General features: G+C 60.5%; 25 protein-coding genes. All 25 read right to left on the reverse strand.

Annotated features, from left to right (window positions below; all coding sequences use genetic code 11):
• Positions 1 to 56: 56 nt before the first annotated feature.
• The 25 genes from V0U79_RS06050 to V0U79_RS06170 are packed head-to-tail and all read right to left on the reverse strand — an operon-like array spanning position 57 to position 18,093.
• On the reverse strand, positions 57 to 812 hold the full coding sequence (locus V0U79_RS06050) for a hypothetical protein (RefSeq protein ID WP_330198580.1): 756 nt from the start codon (positions 810 to 812) through the stop codon (positions 57 to 59).
• The gene (locus V0U79_RS06055) at positions 809 to 1,579 is read right to left on the reverse strand and encodes a hypothetical protein (RefSeq protein ID WP_330198581.1); all 771 of its coding nucleotides are present in this window, start codon (positions 1,577 to 1,579) and stop codon (positions 809 to 811) included. Before V0U79_RS06055 ends, V0U79_RS06050 begins: the two co-directional genes overlap by 4 nt.
• Complete coding sequence (locus tag V0U79_RS06060) at positions 1,576 to 2,364, reverse strand: hypothetical protein (protein ID WP_330198582.1); 789 nt, start codon at positions 2,362 to 2,364, stop codon at positions 1,576 to 1,578. Before V0U79_RS06060 ends, V0U79_RS06055 begins: the two co-directional genes overlap by 4 nt.
• Complete coding sequence (locus V0U79_RS06065) at positions 2,361 to 3,107, reverse strand: hypothetical protein (RefSeq protein ID WP_330198583.1); 747 nt, start codon at positions 3,105 to 3,107, stop codon at positions 2,361 to 2,363. Before V0U79_RS06065 ends, V0U79_RS06060 begins: the two co-directional genes overlap by 4 nt.
• Positions 3,104 to 3,835, reverse strand: a complete 732-nt coding sequence (locus V0U79_RS06070) for a hypothetical protein (RefSeq protein ID WP_330198584.1) — start codon at positions 3,833 to 3,835, stop codon at positions 3,104 to 3,106. Before V0U79_RS06070 ends, V0U79_RS06065 begins: the two co-directional genes overlap by 4 nt.
• The gene (locus V0U79_RS06075; protein WP_330198585.1) at positions 3,832 to 4,587 is read right to left on the reverse strand and encodes a hypothetical protein; all 756 of its coding nucleotides are present in this window, start codon (positions 4,585 to 4,587) and stop codon (positions 3,832 to 3,834) included. The genes V0U79_RS06070 and V0U79_RS06075 overlap by 4 nt, the downstream gene beginning before the upstream one ends.
• The gene (locus V0U79_RS06080) at positions 4,584 to 5,342 is read right to left on the reverse strand and encodes a hypothetical protein (RefSeq protein WP_330198586.1); all 759 of its coding nucleotides are present in this window, start codon (positions 5,340 to 5,342) and stop codon (positions 4,584 to 4,586) included. Before V0U79_RS06080 ends, V0U79_RS06075 begins: the two co-directional genes overlap by 4 nt.
• 27 nt (positions 5,343 to 5,369) lie before the next feature.
• Complete coding sequence (locus V0U79_RS06085; RefSeq protein ID WP_330198587.1) at positions 5,370 to 5,858, reverse strand: hypothetical protein; 489 nt, start codon at positions 5,856 to 5,858, stop codon at positions 5,370 to 5,372.
• Positions 5,855 to 6,292, reverse strand: a complete 438-nt coding sequence (locus V0U79_RS06090) for a hypothetical protein (protein ID WP_330198588.1) — start codon at positions 6,290 to 6,292, stop codon at positions 5,855 to 5,857. The genes V0U79_RS06085 and V0U79_RS06090 overlap by 4 nt, the downstream gene beginning before the upstream one ends.
• Complete coding sequence (locus V0U79_RS06095) at positions 6,289 to 7,002, reverse strand: hypothetical protein (protein ID WP_330198589.1); 714 nt, start codon at positions 7,000 to 7,002, stop codon at positions 6,289 to 6,291. Before V0U79_RS06095 ends, V0U79_RS06090 begins: the two co-directional genes overlap by 4 nt.
• The gene (locus V0U79_RS06100) at positions 6,999 to 7,760 is read right to left on the reverse strand and encodes a hypothetical protein (RefSeq protein ID WP_330198590.1); all 762 of its coding nucleotides are present in this window, start codon (positions 7,758 to 7,760) and stop codon (positions 6,999 to 7,001) included. The genes V0U79_RS06095 and V0U79_RS06100 overlap by 4 nt, the downstream gene beginning before the upstream one ends.
• Complete coding sequence (locus tag V0U79_RS06105) at positions 7,757 to 8,506, reverse strand: hypothetical protein (protein WP_330198591.1); 750 nt, start codon at positions 8,504 to 8,506, stop codon at positions 7,757 to 7,759. The genes V0U79_RS06100 and V0U79_RS06105 overlap by 4 nt, the downstream gene beginning before the upstream one ends.
• Entirely contained in the window at positions 8,503 to 9,261 is a 759-nt protein-coding gene (locus V0U79_RS06110; RefSeq protein ID WP_330198592.1) for a hypothetical protein, read from the reverse strand. Before V0U79_RS06110 ends, V0U79_RS06105 begins: the two co-directional genes overlap by 4 nt.
• Positions 9,258 to 9,977, reverse strand: a complete 720-nt coding sequence (locus tag V0U79_RS06115) for a hypothetical protein (protein WP_330198593.1) — start codon at positions 9,975 to 9,977, stop codon at positions 9,258 to 9,260. The genes V0U79_RS06110 and V0U79_RS06115 overlap by 4 nt, the downstream gene beginning before the upstream one ends.
• Positions 9,974 to 10,771: a hypothetical protein gene (locus V0U79_RS06120; RefSeq protein WP_330198594.1), complete on the reverse strand. Its 798-nt coding sequence runs from the start codon at positions 10,769 to 10,771 to the stop codon at positions 9,974 to 9,976. Before V0U79_RS06120 ends, V0U79_RS06115 begins: the two co-directional genes overlap by 4 nt.
• Positions 10,768 to 11,244 carry a hypothetical protein gene (locus V0U79_RS06125; RefSeq protein WP_330198595.1) on the reverse strand — a complete coding sequence of 159 codons (477 nt, stop codon included), beginning with the start codon at positions 11,242 to 11,244 and terminating at the stop codon, positions 10,768 to 10,770. The genes V0U79_RS06120 and V0U79_RS06125 overlap by 4 nt, the downstream gene beginning before the upstream one ends.
• Positions 11,241 to 11,990, reverse strand: coding sequence for a hypothetical protein (locus V0U79_RS06130; RefSeq protein ID WP_330198596.1), 750 nt, complete (start codon positions 11,988 to 11,990; stop codon positions 11,241 to 11,243). The genes V0U79_RS06125 and V0U79_RS06130 overlap by 4 nt, the downstream gene beginning before the upstream one ends.
• Positions 11,987 to 12,760 carry a hypothetical protein gene (locus V0U79_RS06135; protein ID WP_330198597.1) on the reverse strand — a complete coding sequence of 258 codons (774 nt, stop codon included), beginning with the start codon at positions 12,758 to 12,760 and terminating at the stop codon, positions 11,987 to 11,989. Before V0U79_RS06135 ends, V0U79_RS06130 begins: the two co-directional genes overlap by 4 nt.
• Complete coding sequence (locus tag V0U79_RS06140; protein WP_330198598.1) at positions 12,757 to 13,500, reverse strand: hypothetical protein; 744 nt, start codon at positions 13,498 to 13,500, stop codon at positions 12,757 to 12,759. The genes V0U79_RS06135 and V0U79_RS06140 overlap by 4 nt, the downstream gene beginning before the upstream one ends.
• Positions 13,497 to 14,246, reverse strand: a complete 750-nt coding sequence (locus V0U79_RS06145) for a hypothetical protein (RefSeq protein WP_330198599.1) — start codon at positions 14,244 to 14,246, stop codon at positions 13,497 to 13,499. Before V0U79_RS06145 ends, V0U79_RS06140 begins: the two co-directional genes overlap by 4 nt.
• Complete coding sequence (locus V0U79_RS06150) at positions 14,243 to 15,028, reverse strand: hypothetical protein (protein WP_330198600.1); 786 nt, start codon at positions 15,026 to 15,028, stop codon at positions 14,243 to 14,245. Before V0U79_RS06150 ends, V0U79_RS06145 begins: the two co-directional genes overlap by 4 nt.
• Positions 15,025 to 15,765, reverse strand: coding sequence for a hypothetical protein (locus V0U79_RS06155; protein ID WP_330198601.1), 741 nt, complete (start codon positions 15,763 to 15,765; stop codon positions 15,025 to 15,027). The genes V0U79_RS06150 and V0U79_RS06155 overlap by 4 nt, the downstream gene beginning before the upstream one ends.
• On the reverse strand, positions 15,762 to 16,526 hold the full coding sequence (locus tag V0U79_RS06160; RefSeq protein WP_330198602.1) for a hypothetical protein: 765 nt from the start codon (positions 16,524 to 16,526) through the stop codon (positions 15,762 to 15,764). The genes V0U79_RS06155 and V0U79_RS06160 overlap by 4 nt, the downstream gene beginning before the upstream one ends.
• On the reverse strand, positions 16,523 to 17,317 hold the full coding sequence (locus tag V0U79_RS06165; protein ID WP_330198603.1) for a hypothetical protein: 795 nt from the start codon (positions 17,315 to 17,317) through the stop codon (positions 16,523 to 16,525). Before V0U79_RS06165 ends, V0U79_RS06160 begins: the two co-directional genes overlap by 4 nt.
• Positions 17,314 to 18,093 carry a hypothetical protein gene (locus V0U79_RS06170; RefSeq protein ID WP_330198604.1) on the reverse strand — a complete coding sequence of 260 codons (780 nt, stop codon included), beginning with the start codon at positions 18,091 to 18,093 and terminating at the stop codon, positions 17,314 to 17,316. The genes V0U79_RS06165 and V0U79_RS06170 overlap by 4 nt, the downstream gene beginning before the upstream one ends.
• Between the last annotated feature and the right edge of the window lie 10 nt (positions 18,094 to 18,103).

The raw sequence follows: 18,103 nt of genomic DNA on the forward strand, positions 1-18,103 counted from the left end.
CGCCGCGATGATCAGATATTTCATGGAGTTTCCCCTCGTTTTGGGTCCCTGATGGTCTATTGCAGTTCGTCGCGGCGGGCTTCCAGTTGCGCTATGAGTGCCATGGCACTTTCTTCGAGCTCGCCCAGGTCCTCATACTGGATCATCGAGAAGGTTCGCATGGTCCTCAAGCCGGCAGCAAACTCCGGGTAAGTCTCTATCATCATAACAAAATCTTCGACCGGCACGGTCTGTCCAAGGCCTATTCCAAGCGAGCGTCGCTCGGCGTCGATTCCCGGCATATAGCTCCGCACAAAGCTCTCGAGATCCATGACACTGGTCAGGTGGGTGCGATAAGCTTGGAGGCTCGCGATCAGTTCCGGGGCCCGCATGATGGCGACGTCTCCGGTGGCAATCAGCATGTCCCAGGTTCCTCCGGACTGGTCGATCGTCCGCATCGCGGTCGCCGCCAGCATCAAGAGCTCGTCATCATAACCATCGGGCAGAGCGACGGGTTCCAGGTCGGGGAATGCCGGCGAGTCATGGATGGTCCAGGCCGGTTCCTCGTTCAGCGCCAGCTGGAATATCCGGTTGGTGGCGGCGATGCGAAGCTGGGCAAAGGAAAGGGACTGGCGGATCTCGGCCAGATCGGACTCGACGTCGTCAATCAGCTCGATCACATAGCGCTGCTCACGCTCCCGATCGCTGCGTTCCGCATTCCAGGCCGTGATCTGGAAACCGATCACCACACCGGCGATGACGATGAAAAATTCCAGCGTTACGGCGAACCAGTTCTGTTCGCGGAACGCACGGGTGAGGCGGGCGAGGATCATCGGTTGCCTCCGTATTCGGCCCGCAAGGCCGCCAGCAGCGCTTCGGCGCGGTCACGGGCGTCCAGATAGACGATCTGGTTGTAAATCTGCCAGCTCTCCACATGGGCCAGCGCACTGATCATGCCGGGCCGTTCGCGGATCCGCTCCAGCGCGGCATCGGCATCGGCAGTGGAAAAGGTTTCGAGTTCGACGCCCACAACGCCGTCGGTCACGTAGGCATCAACCCACAGACGTTCCTGTGCAGGGGTCAGAACGCCCGCTCGCTGCGCCATGTAATCGGTCTGCACGTGGGATCGCAGATAGTGCCATTGCGAATAGGATTCGAGGAATTGGTAATAGGCTCCGATCTGGGACCGCAGCGTTTCCGCACGAATTATGGCGACATCGCCCCGCGAAATCATTTCCTCGAATACCACCTCATCAACGGTCGGGACAAAAGTGTATGCCGCGGTGACGATGCCGCGCAGGAAGTCGGTCGGGTCCTCATGCGCGACAGAATTGTCCTCGATGGCCGCCAGGACTTGTCTGGCCTGTTCTGCCCGCAGAATCGCCAGTTCGATGGCGTTGGAGAACTGGGCAATGTCGGTTTCGAGCGCGTCCGCCAATCGCTCGACATAGCGTTGCTCCAGATCTCGTTCGCCGCGTGCCTCGTTCCAGGCCGTGATCTGGAAACCGATGACGACGCCGGCGATGACGATCAGGAATTCGAGCGCGACAGCGAACCAGTTCTGGGTCCGGAACGCGTGAGAGAGGCGGGAGAGGATCATTCGGTGGCTTCCATGGCGGCGTAATCGGCGAGGGCGCCATCCAGCAGTTGTGCAAAATAGTTCAGATTCGACTGGTTCTGATCCGCTTCGATGATCCGCCAGCGCAGCAAGCTGGCAAGATGCGGATCGTCTCGCAGCCGCTCTGCCAGGGCAGAGACTTCTTCGTCAAAACCACCAATCTCGCAGGGAAAGGCCAGAAACACGCTTAGCGCCTCATAATCGCCAATGTCGATGTCGGGGTCCTCGGCGCAATTGGCCACCAGATGCCTGTGCAGGGCTGGAGAAACAATTTGCCGGAAAGCATCGCGGAAGGGTGTTTCGCCCAGCCCGGCCAGAAGGCTGCTTTCTGAGCTGTTGTAATATTCAAGCGCGGCGTCGCGGAACTGGCCCTGAGGGACCAGATTGATCTCGCCGCTGGCGAGCAGTTCCTCATAGGTCGAGCGGATCACTCCGGCCCAGAAATACTGGCTGCCACGGAAGGCCTTGATGACCAATTGCTCATCGCTGAGATCGGTCCGGCCTTGCATGGCATCAAGCGCTTCCTGGGCTTCCAGGGCGACGTCGCGGAAATAGCTGGAAGTGGCCGTAATCCGCCAGCGTTCGGCCTCCAGGTCGACGGCCAGTCTCGCCAGCATCGACTCCGCTCGCGCCTGTTCTGCGCGGGCTTCGTTCCACGCCGTGATCTGGAAGCCGATCACCACACCGGCGATGACAATGACAAACTCTAGCGTCACGGCGAACCAGTTTTGTGTCCGGAAGGCGCGGGTCAGGCGGGCAAGGATCATTCGGTCGGCTCACAGCTTCGATCGGAAAGGGCGGCGATGAGGTTTTCTGTTGCCTGCTGCAGCTGCCGCATCAGGTGACGATCCGTCACACTCATGATCTGGCGGGAGGCAATAATGCTGGCGAGCTCTGAGCGGTGAGCATTGATGGCGTCCGCGAGAGACGCGCCACTCGCTGCCGCATGGACGGCAAACCCGGATTGCGTGGCCGCCACCTGATCCATGGGCAGGATTTCGGAAAAGCGCGCATAGACGACATTGTCCCGGTAATGCAGCGTGTCCTGGCTGGTCCGCATCAGGCGCTGGCGGCTGGATTCCCAGTCCTCGATAATGTCGAGCAGGCAGGCGGGTTCCAGCGCCACGACATTGTCCGCAGCCAGCAATCCTTCCAGCGCGGTTGTTTTCAGCTGGAGGATTTCAACCCGTATGGCAATGAACACAAGAACCGCCAGCTCTTCCTGCGCAAGCTCGTCATCGGTCCCGGCCAGGTAGGCGCTGAATTCGGTCAGGTGATCAATCGACCTGTCCATATGCTCTTCGTAATCCGAGAGCCTTTCCATGTTCTCCAGCATTTCCTGGCGCACGGCTTCAGCCTGTAGCTCGAGACGCCGGATATCGCCTTGCGCATCATTCCACGCCGTGATCTGGAAACCGACGACCACACCGGCGATCACGATGACGAATTCCAGCGCCACAGCAAACCAGTTCTGCGTCCGGAAGGCGCGGGTCAGGCGGGCAAGGATCATTCCGGCACCTCGCAGGGCTGGCCGGTTTCCTGCGCCAGCCGCTCGCAGAGCTCTACCGTCTCGCCTTCGAGCCAATGGATGTATTGCCCGAAAATGGCATGCATTCTGGCCATCTGGACCAGAGCACTCTGACGTCTCGGATCCTCTGCCAACCGGTCCAGATCGACCCGCGCGCGCGTCACCATGGGGTCGTCTGTCGGCTCATGAAAGACGAATTCGTTGAGTGTATCGGTAAACGTGGTCAGCCCGCGGCGGAAACTGCCGTGCTGGTTTTCTATCCAGATGACGGCACCCTGATAGTAGTTCAGCGCGGAGATCAGCTCCTGATTGTCGATCAGGGTCAGATCGCCCGACTGCTCCAGCGCCCGGTAAGAGCCCTCCTGGATGGGGGGAGCCGAGAAATACATCAGCTGGGCGACAGCGCGCTCGAACGTTTCTGCGTCTTCCGGGGCCAATTCACCGCTCATCGCCACACGGACCATGAGGGCCTGTTCAGCCAGGCGTTCTTCGTTCGACTCATTGCGCGCGCGAAGCCCGGAAATGTTCTGCTCTGTCTCCTGCTGCAGGCGCTCCAGTGCCTGGGCGACGCGTGCTTGCCCCTGCCGGGTTTCATTCCATCCCTGGATCTGGAAACCGATCACCACACCGGCGATGACGATCAGGAATTCAACGGCCACCGCGAACCAGTTCTGGGTCCGGAAGGCATGGGAAAGGCGGGCGAGGATCATTCGGTGTTCTCCGGCGGAAGATCGTGACCGGCTTCCAGTTCCAGCACTTCGTCCACCGTGCCATGCAGCGCACTCAGCGCCCCATCGACGCTGAGATTATGCGCATTGTGAGTGGAAAAACCGAATCCGTTTGTAGCGAATGCGTTCCGGAACACCGGGTCGGCCCGCATGCCGTCGAAATCGCATTCAAACTCCGAATACGGCAAACCGATGCCGCCCTGTCGGCTCGCAGCCCTGATTAGGTGTGGGAATTGGTCGTGCAGAACGATGACCATGTCTCGCGACAAGGCGTTCGAGTCCTCCGCCCGGCGGACGACAAGGAGATAGTTTCCGATGGCCGCCCGGACCTCGGGCGACCGGATCGTCTCGAAACCGCCGACCGACAGGAGTTCGTCGAGAACGGCAAGTCGGTCGGTCGGGTTGCTGACAACAAAGGACAGGCCGATAGCGGCGCAGTGTTCCTCTTCTGGTTCGTCATCGGCCCGGCCATTGAGCATGTCCGCGAACTCGACCAATCGCGTATAGAATCCTTCGCGGCGCGACACACTCCTTTCCCGCGTGACCTGAAGCTCTTCGATCTCGGTGTGAAGACGTGCCAGATAGGCAACTTCCCGGTCTCTTTCGCTTTGCATCGCGCTCCAGCCCTGGATCTGGAAACCGATGACCACGCCGGCGATAACGATGACAAACTCCAGCGCAACGGCGAACCAGTTCTGCTCGCGGATGGCGCGCGAGATACGGGCGAGGATCATTCTTCATCCTCTAGAGCCGCATTGATCAGGGCCAATAATTCTTGCGCCTGTTCCTCGCGCTCCAGCGTAATGCTGATCTGCGCCATCGCCAGCTCCAGCCCGGTCCGGATATAGGCCGTCAGTTCGAGGTCGGACCGCGCGGCCTCAAGGACGGTGTCGAGGTCCTGCTCGGAAAACAGCGAAAACCCGTGTCGGTAGAGAATGGTCATGGCCGGCGCCCGGATATCCCGGAAAATGGCCAGATTGTTCTGAAGGTCCTCGTATCCGGTGTAATAGCGCTGGATGGCGGCGCGTAATTCCTGATCCTCGATCAGGCGCAGACTGCCGCCATTGACCAGTGATTCATAGCCCGTGCGCTGCCCGGTCCGGCCGCGGATCAGATTGACGCGCGCCAATAGCGTCGGGTGATCATCCTGTGTGATTTCCGGTAACATGTCCCGGTCAATAGGGAATTCGAACACCAGCATCAGGCGGGGCAGAGGTGTGTCGCTCTCGATCCGGGTCAGCAGGTATTCCGCCGCCGCAAACCGCCAGAGGCTGGCATTCAGCGTGGTCTCGAGCACCGAGATATCGGCCTGGATATCCTCACGAACTTCCGCCAGCTGCTGCGTGATGATCTCGCGCTCCGCGCGGTCGGCATTCCAGGCGGTGACCTGAAAACCGACGACAACACCGGCAATGACGATCACGAATTCCAGAAACACCGCATAGTAATTCTGTTCGCGGACGGCTTTGACGAGATTGGCGAGGATCATGGGGCATTCACCTGTGTTGCGAGGGTATCAATCAAGGCACATCCCCATGAGCAGGATAAAATTATAGAGGCCGACGCCCAGCTGTTGCAGGAGACCGGCCAGGAAAATCAGCTCCAGCCAGCCAACGAGGCCAGCCGCGGCCAGGAAATGTGCCGCGATCGCGGTCAGCCCTGTGACACTCAGCGCCATCTGCATGGGCGTAACGCCGCCCTTGCGCAGGCCGATGATGAAGAAGGGCAGGAAATTCGCGAGATGAAGCAGGCCGAGAACGAGGTTCGACCACCGCCAGACTTCTTCATGCGACCCGATCTCCGTGGCGAGCAGCTCCGGCGCGAAGCTGGCGGCCAGAGCCGTCGCGGGCGGCAGGACCAGCGCATAAAGCTGCAACCGTTCTGCCTGGCTCCAGCTTCCGATTGCGCGGTCACCCAGGGCGACAACGATGCCGGAGAAACCGATCAGGGCGACCGATAGCTGCGCGATTGTGTGAAGCGCGCCGAGATGAGCGATTTCGTTCATGGGGCGGTCTCCGTATCAATTTGTTCAAGCAGCGCCCGGGCTTCGGCTTCCCGCCCCATGGCGATACTAATCTGCCCCCAGGCCAGCTCCCGAGCCGTGCGGATATAGGCCATGAATTCCGGATCGGTGCGGGCCGCTGCCAGAACAGGTGCCAACTCGTGTTCGGAAAACAGCGAAAATCCGTGCCTGTACAGCACGGGCAGCGCCGCCGCGCGAATATCGCGGAAACTGCCCAGATTATTCTGAAGATCGGCATATTCCGCATAATAACTCTGTATCGTTGCGCTTAACTCGCGGTCGCGGTCCGACCGCTCGGTATTCCATGCGGTGATCTGGAAACCGATCACGACGCCGGCGATGACGATGACAAACTCCAGCGCGACAGCGAACCAGTTCTGCTCGCGGAAGGCTTTCGAGAGGCGGGCGAGAATCATGAGGCGTCACCGCAATGCGCCGTCTCGGCGGCCAGCCGTGCCGTCACGGCCTGTGCCCGGTCGGCCAGAAGCTGCTTCCAGTACAGGTTGGTTTCTGCAATCCGTGCCATCGCCTGGGTGGCCAGCATGAACTCACCGCTGGTGACAAGGGCCTCCAGTTCTTCGCCTAGCGGTCCGGTCAGGGTCTCTATCTGCTGTTCCGTCAGGCCAATCGTCTGCACGATCACGCCCGCCGAACTGAACATCGCATCGTTCACGCCTGCCATCTCGAACCGGTGAGCCGATTCGCCATAATCGATGAGCGCTTCGCGGAGACGGCGCGATCGGATGAGGCCCATCTCGCCGCTGGACACCAGCTCGTCATAGGTCGCCGAACCGGCCGGCGGAGCGCGAAGAGTTACCACCCTCTCGCTGTACTCGCCGATCTGCTCCAGCCGGAGCCCCCGCAAGGCGTCGTCCCGTAGCGCCTGCGCCTCCGAAAGCGTAGATTCCGCATCGACGACATGCTGCAACACGTCGGCCTCGATCCGCGCAAACTCCTCATCCAGACGGCACAGGATGACCGCTTCGCGCGCCCTTTCGACGCGGTCAGCGTTCCAGCCATTGATCTGGAAACCGATCACGACGCCAGCGACCACGATCACGAACTCGATGGCCACGGCGAACCAGTTCTGGGTACGAACGGCGCGGGAGATGTTCTGCAGGATCATTCGGCGGCCTCCGCATCCTGCGGCTCGATACCCAGCTCGGCTTCGATGGCGGCGATCATCTCCTCCAGCCGCTCGCTCAGGGGCTCGATGCCCACATAGGTGAAGGACTGGAAGCGGGCGATATTGTCCATGAGCTCGTTGCGGAAACCATTGTCAGCGCGCATCCCCGCCAGGTCGCAATCTATCACCCGGTCGAACCCGTCCCGGTCGTCTGGATCGTCGGACGGTGCCAGATCCATCGGCATCAGGTCCGGATAGGCGCTGGCAAGGCGCACCAGCTGGTTGTTGATGGCATCGCTGTAATTGCGGGCCGAATCGCGGCCAAGCAGATAGGCTGAAATCGACTCACGGACGGCGCGACTGTCGATAATGTCCAGTCGCCCGGTCGCTAGCAAATCTTCCAGCGTAGGCAGGCTATCTGGCGGCAGGGAATAAATGTGCGATCCTGCGATCGCGCGGCATTGCTCAACCGTTAAGGAGTTCTCCGTACCGGTGAACAATTCGCTGCGCAGCTCAACCAGCGCATCGCCCCACCGGCTTCGGAATTCGGTCAGCCCCTGACGCGTTTCCAGAAGTTCCCGGCCCTCGGTGTGCAGACGTTCGAGGATCCGGACCTCGTCTCGCAATTCGTTCTGACGTTCGGCCCAGCCGGTCACCATGAAACCGATCACCACACCCGCCACCACGATGATGAATTCCAGCGCGACGGCGAACCAGTTCTGCTCGCGCACGGCTTTGGAAATGCGGGAAAGGATCATGGCGCTACCTCGTCTGCTTCGATGCCCCGCTGGCGCTTTTCTTCATCCATCGCAGCGAGCATGAGGCCGATATCCTCGATCAGATTGTCGGCACGTCTCTGGAATCCCATGATGAATGTCACCGTATTGGAATAACGGCGCTGAAACCCGGCGTCGCGGCAGACCTCGGTAAACGGGATTGTCAGGCCGAATGTCGCTTCTCCGGTCTCTGGGTCATCAATCAGGCCGAAGGCCGGATGCCGCGTGATGATGTCGCCCCACATCAGGTCGAAATTGATCTGAAGCTGTTCACTGTCCTCGGCGATGTGTCCGGCATAGGTATCCATCGCGGCTTGGAAGTCCGGCGACAGGCGGGATGTCAGATCGACATCGCTGGCCGTGGCCTGGAGGACCGTATCGAGATAGGTCGGAATCCAGTCGCCCGACAAGGACCAGATCACGTCGTGGACGTAGGAAATGCCTTCCTCCGGCAGTTCGCATTGGTGGATCGCATCGAACACGGTTTCGAGATAGGGCGTCGCCTCCTCGATCATCGCACTCTGGCGCTGCGCCAGGGTCAGGTTTGACCGGACTTCGCTTTCCAGCCGGACCAGAACCTGGTTCACCCGCGCTTCCTGTGTCCGGTCGGCATTCCAGGCCGTGACCTGGAAACCGATGACGACACCGGCGATCACGATGATGAATTCCAGCGCGACGGCGAACCAGTTCTGTTCGCGCACGGCCTTGGAGATACGGGCAAGGATCATTCGCCGGTCTCCTCTTCCTCGTGAATGATTCCCAGCTCGGCATCGATGGCAGTGTGGAGGTCGTTGAACGCCTCATCGAGGAAATCGTAGACGAAGCTCTCGGACGACCGGACCATTGCGTAATTGCGCATCAGATGAGCCCGGAATGCGCGAGAGTTCCGCATGGCCTCCAGATCGCAGACCGAGCGGCGGTTCCAGCCATCATCGTCCTCGGGTGCTTCGACCAGCACGAACCAGATCAGGTCCGGAAACAGCTCGGTCAGATCATCAATCTCGACGGCTTGCTGGCGGATCCAGTCCCGCACCGTCGCCTGCTTGGACGCAAAGTCCGTAACGGCCTGGCGCAAGGCGGGATTGTCAATCGAGGCCAGCGCACCGGAATCCACCATCTCGTGAAGCGAGGGAATTTCATCCGGTGCCGCATGCATCTGATTGGAATTGGCGATGGCTGCGCATTGCTGCGGCGTCAGCGTGTCCGCCTCGACATTTCCGGTGATGATGGGACGGGCCTCGATCAGGCCCTGCAGCTGGGTTTCAAGGCGCGGCCGGACCATATCCCGGACCGACATGATAATACGGACTTCGTTCTCGATCCGCGCCAGCGCATCGCGTGCATAGGCGCGCTCGGCCCGGCGTTCCGCCAGTTGCGAAATCTGGAAGGCCAGCAACACCCCCGCCACCACGATGACAAATTCCAGCACAACTGCGAACCAGTTCTGCTCTCGGATGGCGCGGGTAAGGCGGGCAAGGATCATGACAATTCTCCGCAATGCGCCGTTTCCGTTTCCAGCAACCCGGTCACCTCCGCCACCCGCGCTTCGGTCGTCTGCTTCCATTCCAGATTGTACAGGGCGAGGCGTTCCAGCGCCTGCGCCGCCATCAGGAATTCACCGCTGGTGACATGAGCACGCAATTCGTCTGCGAGCGGTTCGGGTAAGTCCCTGATCTCGTCTTCTGTCAGTCCGATCATGCTGACGGCCGAACCGGCAGAAATAATCTGCATGGTCGAAAGTTGGTTGCCGGCGGCATAGAAGCGGTCCGAATGCTCGCCATAATCGATCAGCGCCTCTCGTAGTTCGCGAGAGCGTATCAGGCCCATCTCGCCGCTCGACACTAGCTCGTCATAGGTCGCCGAACCGGCAGGCGGCGCCCGCATCCGTGCTGCAGCCTCGGTATAGTTCGCAATGTCCTCCAGCCGGAATCCGCGCAGCGCGTCCCGGCGGATGCGCTGTGCTTCAGCCATGGAAATCTCGGCATCAATGACATGCTGGCGCACATCCGCTTCGATCCGGCCGAATTCCTCATCCAGCCGGCACAGGATAACGGCCTCCCGCGACCGCTCGACCCGCCCGGCATTCCAGGCCGTGATCTGGAAACCGATCACCACACCGGCGATCACGATGACAAACTCTATGACGACGGCAATCCAGTTCTGCTGGCGCAGGGCGGTGGCAAGGCGGGCCAGGATCATTCGGATGCCTCCTGCGTTTCGTCCAGATAAGCGCGCACAGCCTCATATTGGTCGCGGCCGGCCTCCGCGGTGCCACAGGGAACGCCTTCGGCAGCCGAAAGCGCCTCGCACATGGCGATGGCGTCATTCAGCGCACCGATCCTGAAGAACAGAAATACCCGCTGGTTTCTTGAGGCATCGACCACCGCGCTGACAAATTCGCGGTCAGTGGCCAGGGTGGGGATATCGAATTCATAGCGGCGAAGCGTGCTGCGGGACGGGTCGAACCGGCTGGTAAGGCGCCCTTGCAGGCGTTCCTGCCCTCTGTTGGTCGAAGACCGGAATTGCGTCAGCTGACCGGTGATGAAGGTCAACGTGTCCGCATATTCGGAGACGGCAGCCTGGGCGTCGGAGTTGGAAATACGGCTCATTCCACCGGACGCCAGAAGCTCGTCGAACACGGTGCGCGGCGGCGTAATGGCAGCATAAAAGTAGAGACGTTCGACGCCGCTATAGACAAGGCCCTCGGTGCCCGGCTCGATTTCTCCGGTCTCCAGTGCATACAGGAGTGCCAGCCTCTCCTGGTCGCGGACCATGTTGGATCTGACATCCTCCGCCCAGAACGCCACCACGGCTTCGGATTCCAGCCGCAACCGCGCGAGGGCGCGCTGCTCCTCCGCGCGCTGGTGTGCCGCCGATGCCAGCTCCGTCACCTGGAAGCCGATCACCACACCGGAAATGACGATGACGAATTCGAGGATAACCGCGAACCAGTTCTGTTCGCGGACGGCATGGGCGAGGCGCGAGAGAATCATTCGGCGTCCTCCATATCCATCGCCGCATCGACATGGGCGCGGAAATCCGGGTCGGTATAGTGGATACGATTTTCTGCCCAGGCCCAGGGGGGGCGTGAGCGCGCCATGCGCGCATACCAGACATCCCAGTCGCGCCAGGCGTCATCGGTCAGAATGCCGTCCTGATGATAGAGAAAGCCGGATTCCCAGCTGTCGAAGAAATAATGCTGCAGCGTCAGATAGCGCAGCTCCTCGGCCTCGTTCAGAAGCTCGCGGTCGGTTTCCGCCCGCACGATGATGTCGGCCAGCACATCAGATTCGATGATCGCCAGCATCTGCTGCTGACCCATCTCGACCAGCGAGATGTCCGCCTCCCGGGCCGACAGGGTCTGCGAGGCCCGGAACTGGAAGCCGACAAAGAGCAGGGAGGCGACAATGGCGAAGGCGGCGACAATCTCGGCGATCGCCCCATAGAAATTGATATCGCGCTTCATGAATTGGTCCCCCCATGGGTCAAACCGAGAATTTCATCCAGCCTGCCATGGACCCGGTCGAGCTGATCGCTCCACGGGCGCAAACCGTCACGCACATAGGCATCATAGGCATCAGCATTCCGGCTGATTGCTGTCAGAAACCGGGGATCCGCTCTCATGGCTTCGAGATCGCAGAAGGTCTGGTTCCGGATCTCCCCCATTCCCTCGTCGAAATATCCCCGGGAATACACCAGATCGGGAAATTCAGCGGTGACGTCGTAGGTCACATTGCTCTGGATCGCGATATAGTCCCGAAGCGCGGTCCGCGACTGGCGGTAATTGACCAGCGCCCGCCGCAGATCATCGTCGCGGATAATGTCGATCCGTCCGGCCTCCGCCAGTTCGGTAAACGCCGTCAAATCCGGCACATTGATGTTGAAATACTGCAGCGAACCGATGGTGATGCATTCATTCACGGTCAGGCTGTCACGCCCGTTCCGCCGGAACAGTGTATCCAGCATCGACAATGTCTCATCCAGGCGGGTCAGGCGCCGTTCTCGCAAACGCCCGCTCAGCGTCTCGGCCAGAACCACATCCTCATGCAGATCCACAAGGAAGCGCTCTTCATCGACACGCTCCTGCCGGCCGGCATTCCAGGCCGTGATCTGGAAGCCGATCACCACACCGGCGATGACGATGACGAATTCGATCACCACGGCGACCCAGTTCTGCGCTTTCAGCGCGCTGGCGATACGGGAGAGAATCATTCGATTTCTCCTATCAGGTCCCGCAGCGCCGACAGGGCTTCGGCAGTCTGATCGATCTGGGCCTGATGAATGGTCAGGGCGGCGTACTGGTTGGAAACCCAGAAATGCAGTTCGGCATTCACCTGCTCATGACCAATCAATGTCGTGGCCAGCGCCGATATACGCCCCGGATCTGTCGTTTCCGGTCCGTCGCAATCGATCAGGCGCTGGGTCCGGCCGACAATCGACTGCCAGCAATTCTCCCAGATATAGGTCTGCAGATCGATGGGTATGATTCCACGTACCGTTTCGCGATAGGCGGGCAGCGAATCCGTGATCTCCGAGAAACCGGTACTTGTGTAGTAGGACGCGAGAAGGCCCCGTAATTGGACGCTGCGCACCAGATCAAGATCACCCGTGGCCAGCATTTCCCGGTAGGTTGCATCAACAGGTTCGGCCCCGCCAGCCTGGCTGGCATTGAAATAGGCGAGGATGACGCGCCAGTCGCTCGGCGCCTCCGCCTCTCCCGACGCATAGGACAGGGCCTCCATGCCCAGATCACGCACCTGCTCACGGAAGGCATAAGCGGTTGTAAACCGCATCTCATTGGTCTCGAGATCGCTCAGCAGCCGGTCGAGATAGACCGCCGCGCGCCGGTCCTCATCCTGACGTTCTGCCCAGCCATTGACCTGGAAACCGATCACCACACCCAGGATCACGATGACGAATTCAATCGCGACGGCAAACCAGTTCTGGGCTCTTATGGCCTGGGAGATGCGGGAGAGGATCATGGCGCCTGCCTTTCCTCGATCGCGTCGAGAACGGCCTCGGTAGACTCCTCCAAATTCCGGTTCAGCCACCAGATATATTCGAAATGCAGCGACATGATCGCCAGGTGTCCGGCAAAGGCCGGGTCTTCCGAGAGAGCCTGCCAATCGGTTTCAAATCGCGCCGGAACCGGCTCCATCAGGCCGAAATTCAAGGGAAAGGCCGAGACCATTGCCTCGATCGAAAGCTCGGCGAAAACGGCGCCGGTGCGCGTGTCCTGGATCGAGTCCTGGGTGTTGGCTTCCGCCTCCTTGGTTTCATCGTACAGGCCCCGCCAGTCCCTCAAAGCCCTTTCAACGCCGGAATTGCTGAGAAGCTGCCGGCCATCCATGCTTTCCAGCCGTTCCAGAGCCAATAGCTCCAGTTCAAGCGTGGGATTGGTGAAGGCATGGATCGCGATCCGGTTCAGATGTTCGCCATCGGTCTCCTCTGAATACTCCGAGAGCAGTACGCGCAGTTCCCGGAGCTCGGGATTATAGCGCTCGAGCAAGCCGATATTGGTGCGGATACGCTCCAGGTTTTCTCGCATCTCGGCGGCGACAAGGTCGATCTGGGCCTCGACCCGGGCGGCCTCTGCCCGGCGCTCGCTGAGCAGGGAAATCTGGAAAGCCAGAAGCACCCCGGCCACGACGATGACGAACTCGATCGCGACCGCCAGCCAGTCCTGTCGCCGCAAGGCATTTGATAACCGGGCCAGGATCATTCGAAGGGATCCCCCGGCTGCTCGCACGCCTGTCCGGTCAGCCGGCCTGTCTCCGCGCACAGATCGCGCGCGAGGCTCAGCGTATTGTCCCACCAGCCCTGCATGGCCCGCATCCGGTTATTCGCCGCCAGAAGGTATTGCAGGAATTCCGGATCAGCGGCGGCCGCATTCCAGTCGATCACGAAACGCCGCTCGCGCGTCGTGCCGGGCGCATATTCCAGCCATACATAATCGAATTCGGTGACATCGGCGTCCGTCGCCGTAATTGTCCGAAAATAGTCGATCTGGCCCTGCAGGAAAACAACGCCCGACTGGTACTCGCCGAGCGCGTCGCGAAAGGCTTCATCGCCCAGGTTCGAGAGCATGCCGGAGCTGACGATCTCGGTATAGACGCCCTGGCGGGGTGAGAAAGCCGGCAACAGGCTGACCGCGACCGCGCCGCTGCGGTTTTCATCGGTATCAATGCCGTCCAGATCGCCTGCGATAATCCGCTCGATCACCTCGGTCCGGCTGGTATTGATCTCGTCATAGTTGGCGACCATCCAGGTCAGAATGCCGACGGCGTTCACGACCTCTCCATGCAGGCGGTCGAGGGCAACGGCGCGGTGTGCCGCATCGGACCGCTCATCCGCCCATTGCGTCACCTGAAAACCGATCACCACACCAGCGATGACGATGATGAATTCCAGCGCAACAGCGAACCAGTTCTGGGTCCGGAAAGCATGGGAAAGGCGGGACAGGATCACCGGGTCACTCCCCCACCTTGTGAGGCAGCTTCGAGATCCGCAATGACACGCGTCAGGATAAGCGTATCACCACGCAGATTGGCACGCGTGGATCCGAGTATCGAGAACTGGTAGCGAAGGTCGGCTAGCAATTCCGGATCAGACAACAGGGCTTCCGCTGCGGCCGGGATGTCGTCGCCATCCAGTTCGAGCTGGCATTCGGGCTGGAAGCCGATAACGCTGCCATTGGCATTCCTGACATCGCTGCAACCCGAGCGAATGGCTTCCTGAACCCGGTGCGGTATGGCGCGCCGGACACGTATCCGGTAGGCGGAATTGCCCAACGTGGTTGCGATATCTCCCGTGTGATCCGAGTCGTAATATAGCGCGAGGCTGGCTGTCGGCGCCGCCCGTGGCAAAAGGCCGAGATCGCCGGATGACACGATTTCGTCCCATGTCGCCCGGATTGCGGGGTCGGTCGCAAACTCTGTCGCGCGATAGGCGTTGATCACCAGCATTTCGGGATCAGGCGCTGGGCTGGAGAGCAGTTCGACTGTCAGCTCGCCGCTTTCATCGACCGCATCATAATAGGCGATCAGCGCGTTGCGCATGGCGAGATCGGTTTCGAGGTCAGCAATCAGGCGTTGGACATAGTCCCGGCCACGGGCCTGGTCGGCCAGTGTCTGATTCCAGTTGGACACCTGCATCCCGATGAACACACCGAGGATCACGATGGCCAGGTCCAGTCCGACTGCGAACCAGTTCTGGTCTTTCACGTGTTGGGTGAAGCGGCGCAGGATCATGGCGTCGGCTCCGGGAGGCCGCAATCGAGCGGGCCTGTGTCCTCGCCGATGGCCGCAGCGACCTCGATACGAAGAGCATCAGCTGCCTCGCCCAGATTCTCCAGCCAGACATTGTTGACATGGGTGATACGCAGCGCATGGCCGAGCGCATTGATGAAGGTCTCGTCGTTCGCCAGTGCGTCGAAATCATAGGTGATGGTGTAGACCTCCCCCGGCACGGGCCGCAAACGGAGTTGCACATCCCGAACGAAGCTATCCTGCGCGTCGACGAGGACCTGGATCAGCTCGTCGAGAGAGTTGAACCGGGCTTCGGCTTCCGCGATACGCGCGCGCAGCTCATTATCGGAAATGAGGTTCATCTGTCCGCCATTTACCAGCTCGTTCAGGGTAGCGCGGCTCAGCGAACTGGTCCGAATTCGGGTGGAGGCGATCAGCTCGAAGCCGGTATCGTCGATCGCCTCGGGATCATTGGCCAGAAGCGCATCAAGCGTTCGCCGGGCACGCGTGTGCCATCCGCTGGAGACGTTCGCATTGCGTTGGAGCGCACAGGTCGACTGAACCATGTCTTCATGCAGACGTACCAGATAGGTCAGCTCGTTTTCCCGATTAGCCTGTTCACCCCGCCATTCCGTGATCTGGAAACCGATGACCACACCGGCGATCACGATGACGAATTCGATCGCAACGGCGGCCCAGTTCTGCTGGCGCAGGGCAGTGGCGATGCGGGAGAGAATCATTCGGAAGCCTCCGATGGCTGCGCATCTGCCGGACCCTCATCGTAGAGATAGTCGTCCATGGCCTCGTAAAAGTCGCGGATGGCGTAGAAGCCCTGGTTGACCTCAGCGATCGTCCGGCTCTTGACGTAGATAACGTGTGCCAGTGCGCTGATGACGGCCTCGTCACCGGCCAGCGTATCGAAATCAGCCTCAATGATCGCGCCGATGGCTTCACCACTGTCTTCATCCCATCGCACCCTGATCCGGGCCCTTTGGTAGAGAAGCTCCCGGGCCTCTCGCGTCTCGGTGTTGAAGGACGCCACGCCATTCTCTGCATTGCGAACCTGAGCGATGAGCTGCAGTGCGCTGTCGCGGAGTTCTGTCGAAGAGATCAGGTCAACAACGTCAGGATTGCCAAGCAATTCCAGCGACGCGGCGTCGTTGAGATCAAGAGTTAACATCGCAAGGCCGATCCCGTTCCTGAAGCGCGCCGACTCTTCGGAGTCCAGCTCACCGGCGATGAGGGCATCAAGGGCGAATTCACTGGTCTGCAAGGCGGTCAGCATGCTGACTTCAGCGCGCGGCCCTCCTTCTACGATCGCCGCAAGGTCGATATGCGTGCGCACCAGGAGTTCGCGCAACTCGTCCTGCTCGCGCGCCCGGTCATTGGCTGCCGAAATCTGGAAACCGATCACCACACCAGCGATCACGATGACGAACTCCAGCGCAACGGCGAGCCAGTTCTGGGTCTTGAAGGCACGCGAGAGGTTGTCGAGGATCATGGGCGGTCACCTGTGCCAGGCTCGCCGGCAATCGCCGCTTCGAGATCGGTGAGGACCGCGAGCATCTCTTCATACCGCTCTACAAATGAATTGAGCCGGGAAACGTTATCGACATATTCTGCCTGGAAGGCTCTGTCGCGGCGCATGACGGCCAGATCGCATTGAAGCGTCCAGTCATACCCGTCTCCGGCGCGCCGGGAGACCCGCACAAAGCTGCGGGACTCGGGCGGGCGCTGTGTCTGGCCTTCGGCCAGAGGGGTTCTGACATTCCAGATCGCCTCGGGGTGGCGTGCGGCCAGGCGAAATAGCTCGTTGACCAACTCCGCGTACTGGCGCCGCGCACGATCCCTTAGAATTGCAAATTCCCGCAGGCTGGCGCGGACCCTCTCGCTGGCGATCAGATCGGAGCGGCCCGTGGAGATGGTTTCCTCAAGCACGGGCAATTCATCAGTGGGGGCCGGCAGCCAGTGGGACATCCCGATCACGCGGCATTCGGTGTCAGTCAGCATGCGCTCGGGCGCAGCGTCGAACAAAAGGGGATGGACATCCCTGAGGATTTCGGCGCGCGGCAGATGCTCGGCGAGTTCCGCAGACTGGATATCCAGCAATGTCTGGACCTCCTGATGCAGCCGCTCCAGCAAGCGCGCCTCTGCCCGCCGGTCAGCGCGCTCGCCATTCCACGCCGTGATCTGGAAACCGATCACGACACCAGCAATCACGATCACGAATTCAAGCGCAACAGCGACCCAGTTCTGCTGGCGCAGGGCGGTGGCAATACGGGAGAGGATCATGAGCCGGAACCCTCTTCGCCAGGATCCCTTTCCAGGCGGCGTTCGAGCCATCCATGCAATTCGGTCATTTCGTCGGCAAACCGCTGGCCCGCCCAGACACGGTCCAGCCGGGAATCAACAACCTCGATCATTCCGTTTCGATAGAGGTGGTCTGTGCAAAGCGTGTTGATATCGAAATCGGCGGTGACAAAGCCGTCAACGCCACCATCGAGCAGCCGGTCGACCGTCATGTCATCGCCAAGCTGGGTCCTCAGCGCAACACGATTGGTGACCAGCATGCTTGCCCGTCCCAGCTCGGCGCGGAAGTAGGCGATATAATCTTCGGTTTCGTCGGCGATAGCGAAAGCATCAACAATCGCCGCCTTCAAGCGCCCATCGCGCATCCGGGCCAGCGCGCCTGCAGAAACCATCTCGTTGAAAGTCGACCGAACAACGCTGATGCCTGGCAAGACGGAATGCCCCACCAGCGCGCGCTCGAAGGCCATCCGTCCCGCGTCCGGGAGTGAGCACGTCTCCAGCGCTTGCATATGGACAAGCAGATCGGAAATCTCGTCGCGAGCCTGTGAATCGGTGGCGGCTTCGTCCGCCAGCATCTGCTCGACATCGACGAGGAGGCTTTGCAGGTAGGCGGTTTCGCGGTCACGGTCTGCCTTTTCTGTGCTCCAGTCGGTCACAACAAATGCGACAAGAACACCGGCCACGACGATCACGAATTCAAGCAAAACCGCGAACCAGTTCTGTTCGCGGACAGCTTTGCTAATCCTTTGAAGGATCATCCCCTTTTAC

It is taken from the genome of Hyphobacterium lacteum (assembly GCF_036330345.1).
Taxonomy (GTDB): domain Bacteria; phylum Pseudomonadota; class Alphaproteobacteria; order Caulobacterales; family Maricaulaceae; genus Hyphobacterium; species Hyphobacterium lacteum.

What these genes read in the sequence shown, in the direction of transcription:
- V0U79_RS06075 (WP_330198585.1), bottom strand. Translation starts at nt 4,587, where the DNA reads ATGATCCTCGCCCGTATCTCGCGCGCCATCCGCGAGCAGAACTGGTTC.
- V0U79_RS06115 (WP_330198593.1), bottom strand. Translation starts at nt 9,977, where the DNA reads ATGATCCTGGCCCGCCTTGCCACCGCCCTGCGCCAGCAGAACTGGATT.
- V0U79_RS06065 (WP_330198583.1), bottom strand. Translation starts at nt 3,107, where the DNA reads ATGATCCTTGCCCGCCTGACCCGCGCCTTCCGGACGCAGAACTGGTTT.
- V0U79_RS06090 (WP_330198588.1), bottom strand. Translation starts at nt 6,292, where the DNA reads ATGATTCTCGCCCGCCTCTCGAAAGCCTTCCGCGAGCAGAACTGGTTC.
- V0U79_RS06095 (WP_330198589.1), bottom strand. Translation starts at nt 7,002, where the DNA reads ATGATCCTGCAGAACATCTCCCGCGCCGTTCGTACCCAGAACTGGTTC.
- V0U79_RS06050 (WP_330198580.1), bottom strand. Translation starts at nt 812, where the DNA reads ATGATCCTCGCCCGCCTCACCCGTGCGTTCCGCGAACAGAACTGGTTC.
- V0U79_RS06110 (WP_330198592.1), bottom strand. Translation starts at nt 9,261, where the DNA reads ATGATCCTTGCCCGCCTTACCCGCGCCATCCGAGAGCAGAACTGGTTC.
- V0U79_RS06070 (WP_330198584.1), bottom strand. Translation starts at nt 3,835, where the DNA reads ATGATCCTCGCCCGCCTTTCCCATGCCTTCCGGACCCAGAACTGGTTC.
- V0U79_RS06165 (WP_330198603.1), bottom strand. Translation starts at nt 17,317, where the DNA reads ATGATCCTCTCCCGTATTGCCACCGCCCTGCGCCAGCAGAACTGGGTC.
- V0U79_RS06125 (WP_330198595.1), bottom strand. Translation starts at nt 11,244, where the DNA reads ATGAAGCGCGATATCAATTTCTATGGGGCGATCGCCGAGATTGTCGCC.
- V0U79_RS06160 (WP_330198602.1), bottom strand. Translation starts at nt 16,526, where the DNA reads ATGATCCTCGACAACCTCTCGCGTGCCTTCAAGACCCAGAACTGGCTC.
- V0U79_RS06140 (WP_330198598.1), bottom strand. Translation starts at nt 13,500, where the DNA reads ATGATCCTGGCCCGGTTATCAAATGCCTTGCGGCGACAGGACTGGCTG.
- V0U79_RS06170 (WP_330198604.1), bottom strand. Translation starts at nt 18,093, where the DNA reads ATGATCCTTCAAAGGATTAGCAAAGCTGTCCGCGAACAGAACTGGTTC.
- V0U79_RS06060 (WP_330198582.1), bottom strand. Translation starts at nt 2,364, where the DNA reads ATGATCCTTGCCCGCCTGACCCGCGCCTTCCGGACACAAAACTGGTTC.
- V0U79_RS06055 (WP_330198581.1), bottom strand. Translation starts at nt 1,579, where the DNA reads ATGATCCTCTCCCGCCTCTCTCACGCGTTCCGGACCCAGAACTGGTTC.
- V0U79_RS06130 (WP_330198596.1), bottom strand. Translation starts at nt 11,990, where the DNA reads ATGATTCTCTCCCGTATCGCCAGCGCGCTGAAAGCGCAGAACTGGGTC.
- V0U79_RS06150 (WP_330198600.1), bottom strand. Translation starts at nt 15,028, where the DNA reads ATGATCCTGCGCCGCTTCACCCAACACGTGAAAGACCAGAACTGGTTC.
- V0U79_RS06085 (WP_330198587.1), bottom strand. Translation starts at nt 5,858, where the DNA reads ATGAACGAAATCGCTCATCTCGGCGCGCTTCACACAATCGCGCAGCTA.
- V0U79_RS06120 (WP_330198594.1), bottom strand. Translation starts at nt 10,771, where the DNA reads ATGATTCTCTCGCGCCTCGCCCATGCCGTCCGCGAACAGAACTGGTTC.
- V0U79_RS06155 (WP_330198601.1), bottom strand. Translation starts at nt 15,765, where the DNA reads ATGATTCTCTCCCGCATCGCCACTGCCCTGCGCCAGCAGAACTGGGCC.
- V0U79_RS06105 (WP_330198591.1), bottom strand. Translation starts at nt 8,506, where the DNA reads ATGATCCTTGCCCGTATCTCCAAGGCCGTGCGCGAACAGAACTGGTTC.
- V0U79_RS06080 (WP_330198586.1), bottom strand. Translation starts at nt 5,342, where the DNA reads ATGATCCTCGCCAATCTCGTCAAAGCCGTCCGCGAACAGAATTACTAT.
- V0U79_RS06135 (WP_330198597.1), bottom strand. Translation starts at nt 12,760, where the DNA reads ATGATCCTCTCCCGCATCTCCCAGGCCATAAGAGCCCAGAACTGGTTT.
- V0U79_RS06100 (WP_330198590.1), bottom strand. Translation starts at nt 7,760, where the DNA reads ATGATCCTTTCCCGCATTTCCAAAGCCGTGCGCGAGCAGAACTGGTTC.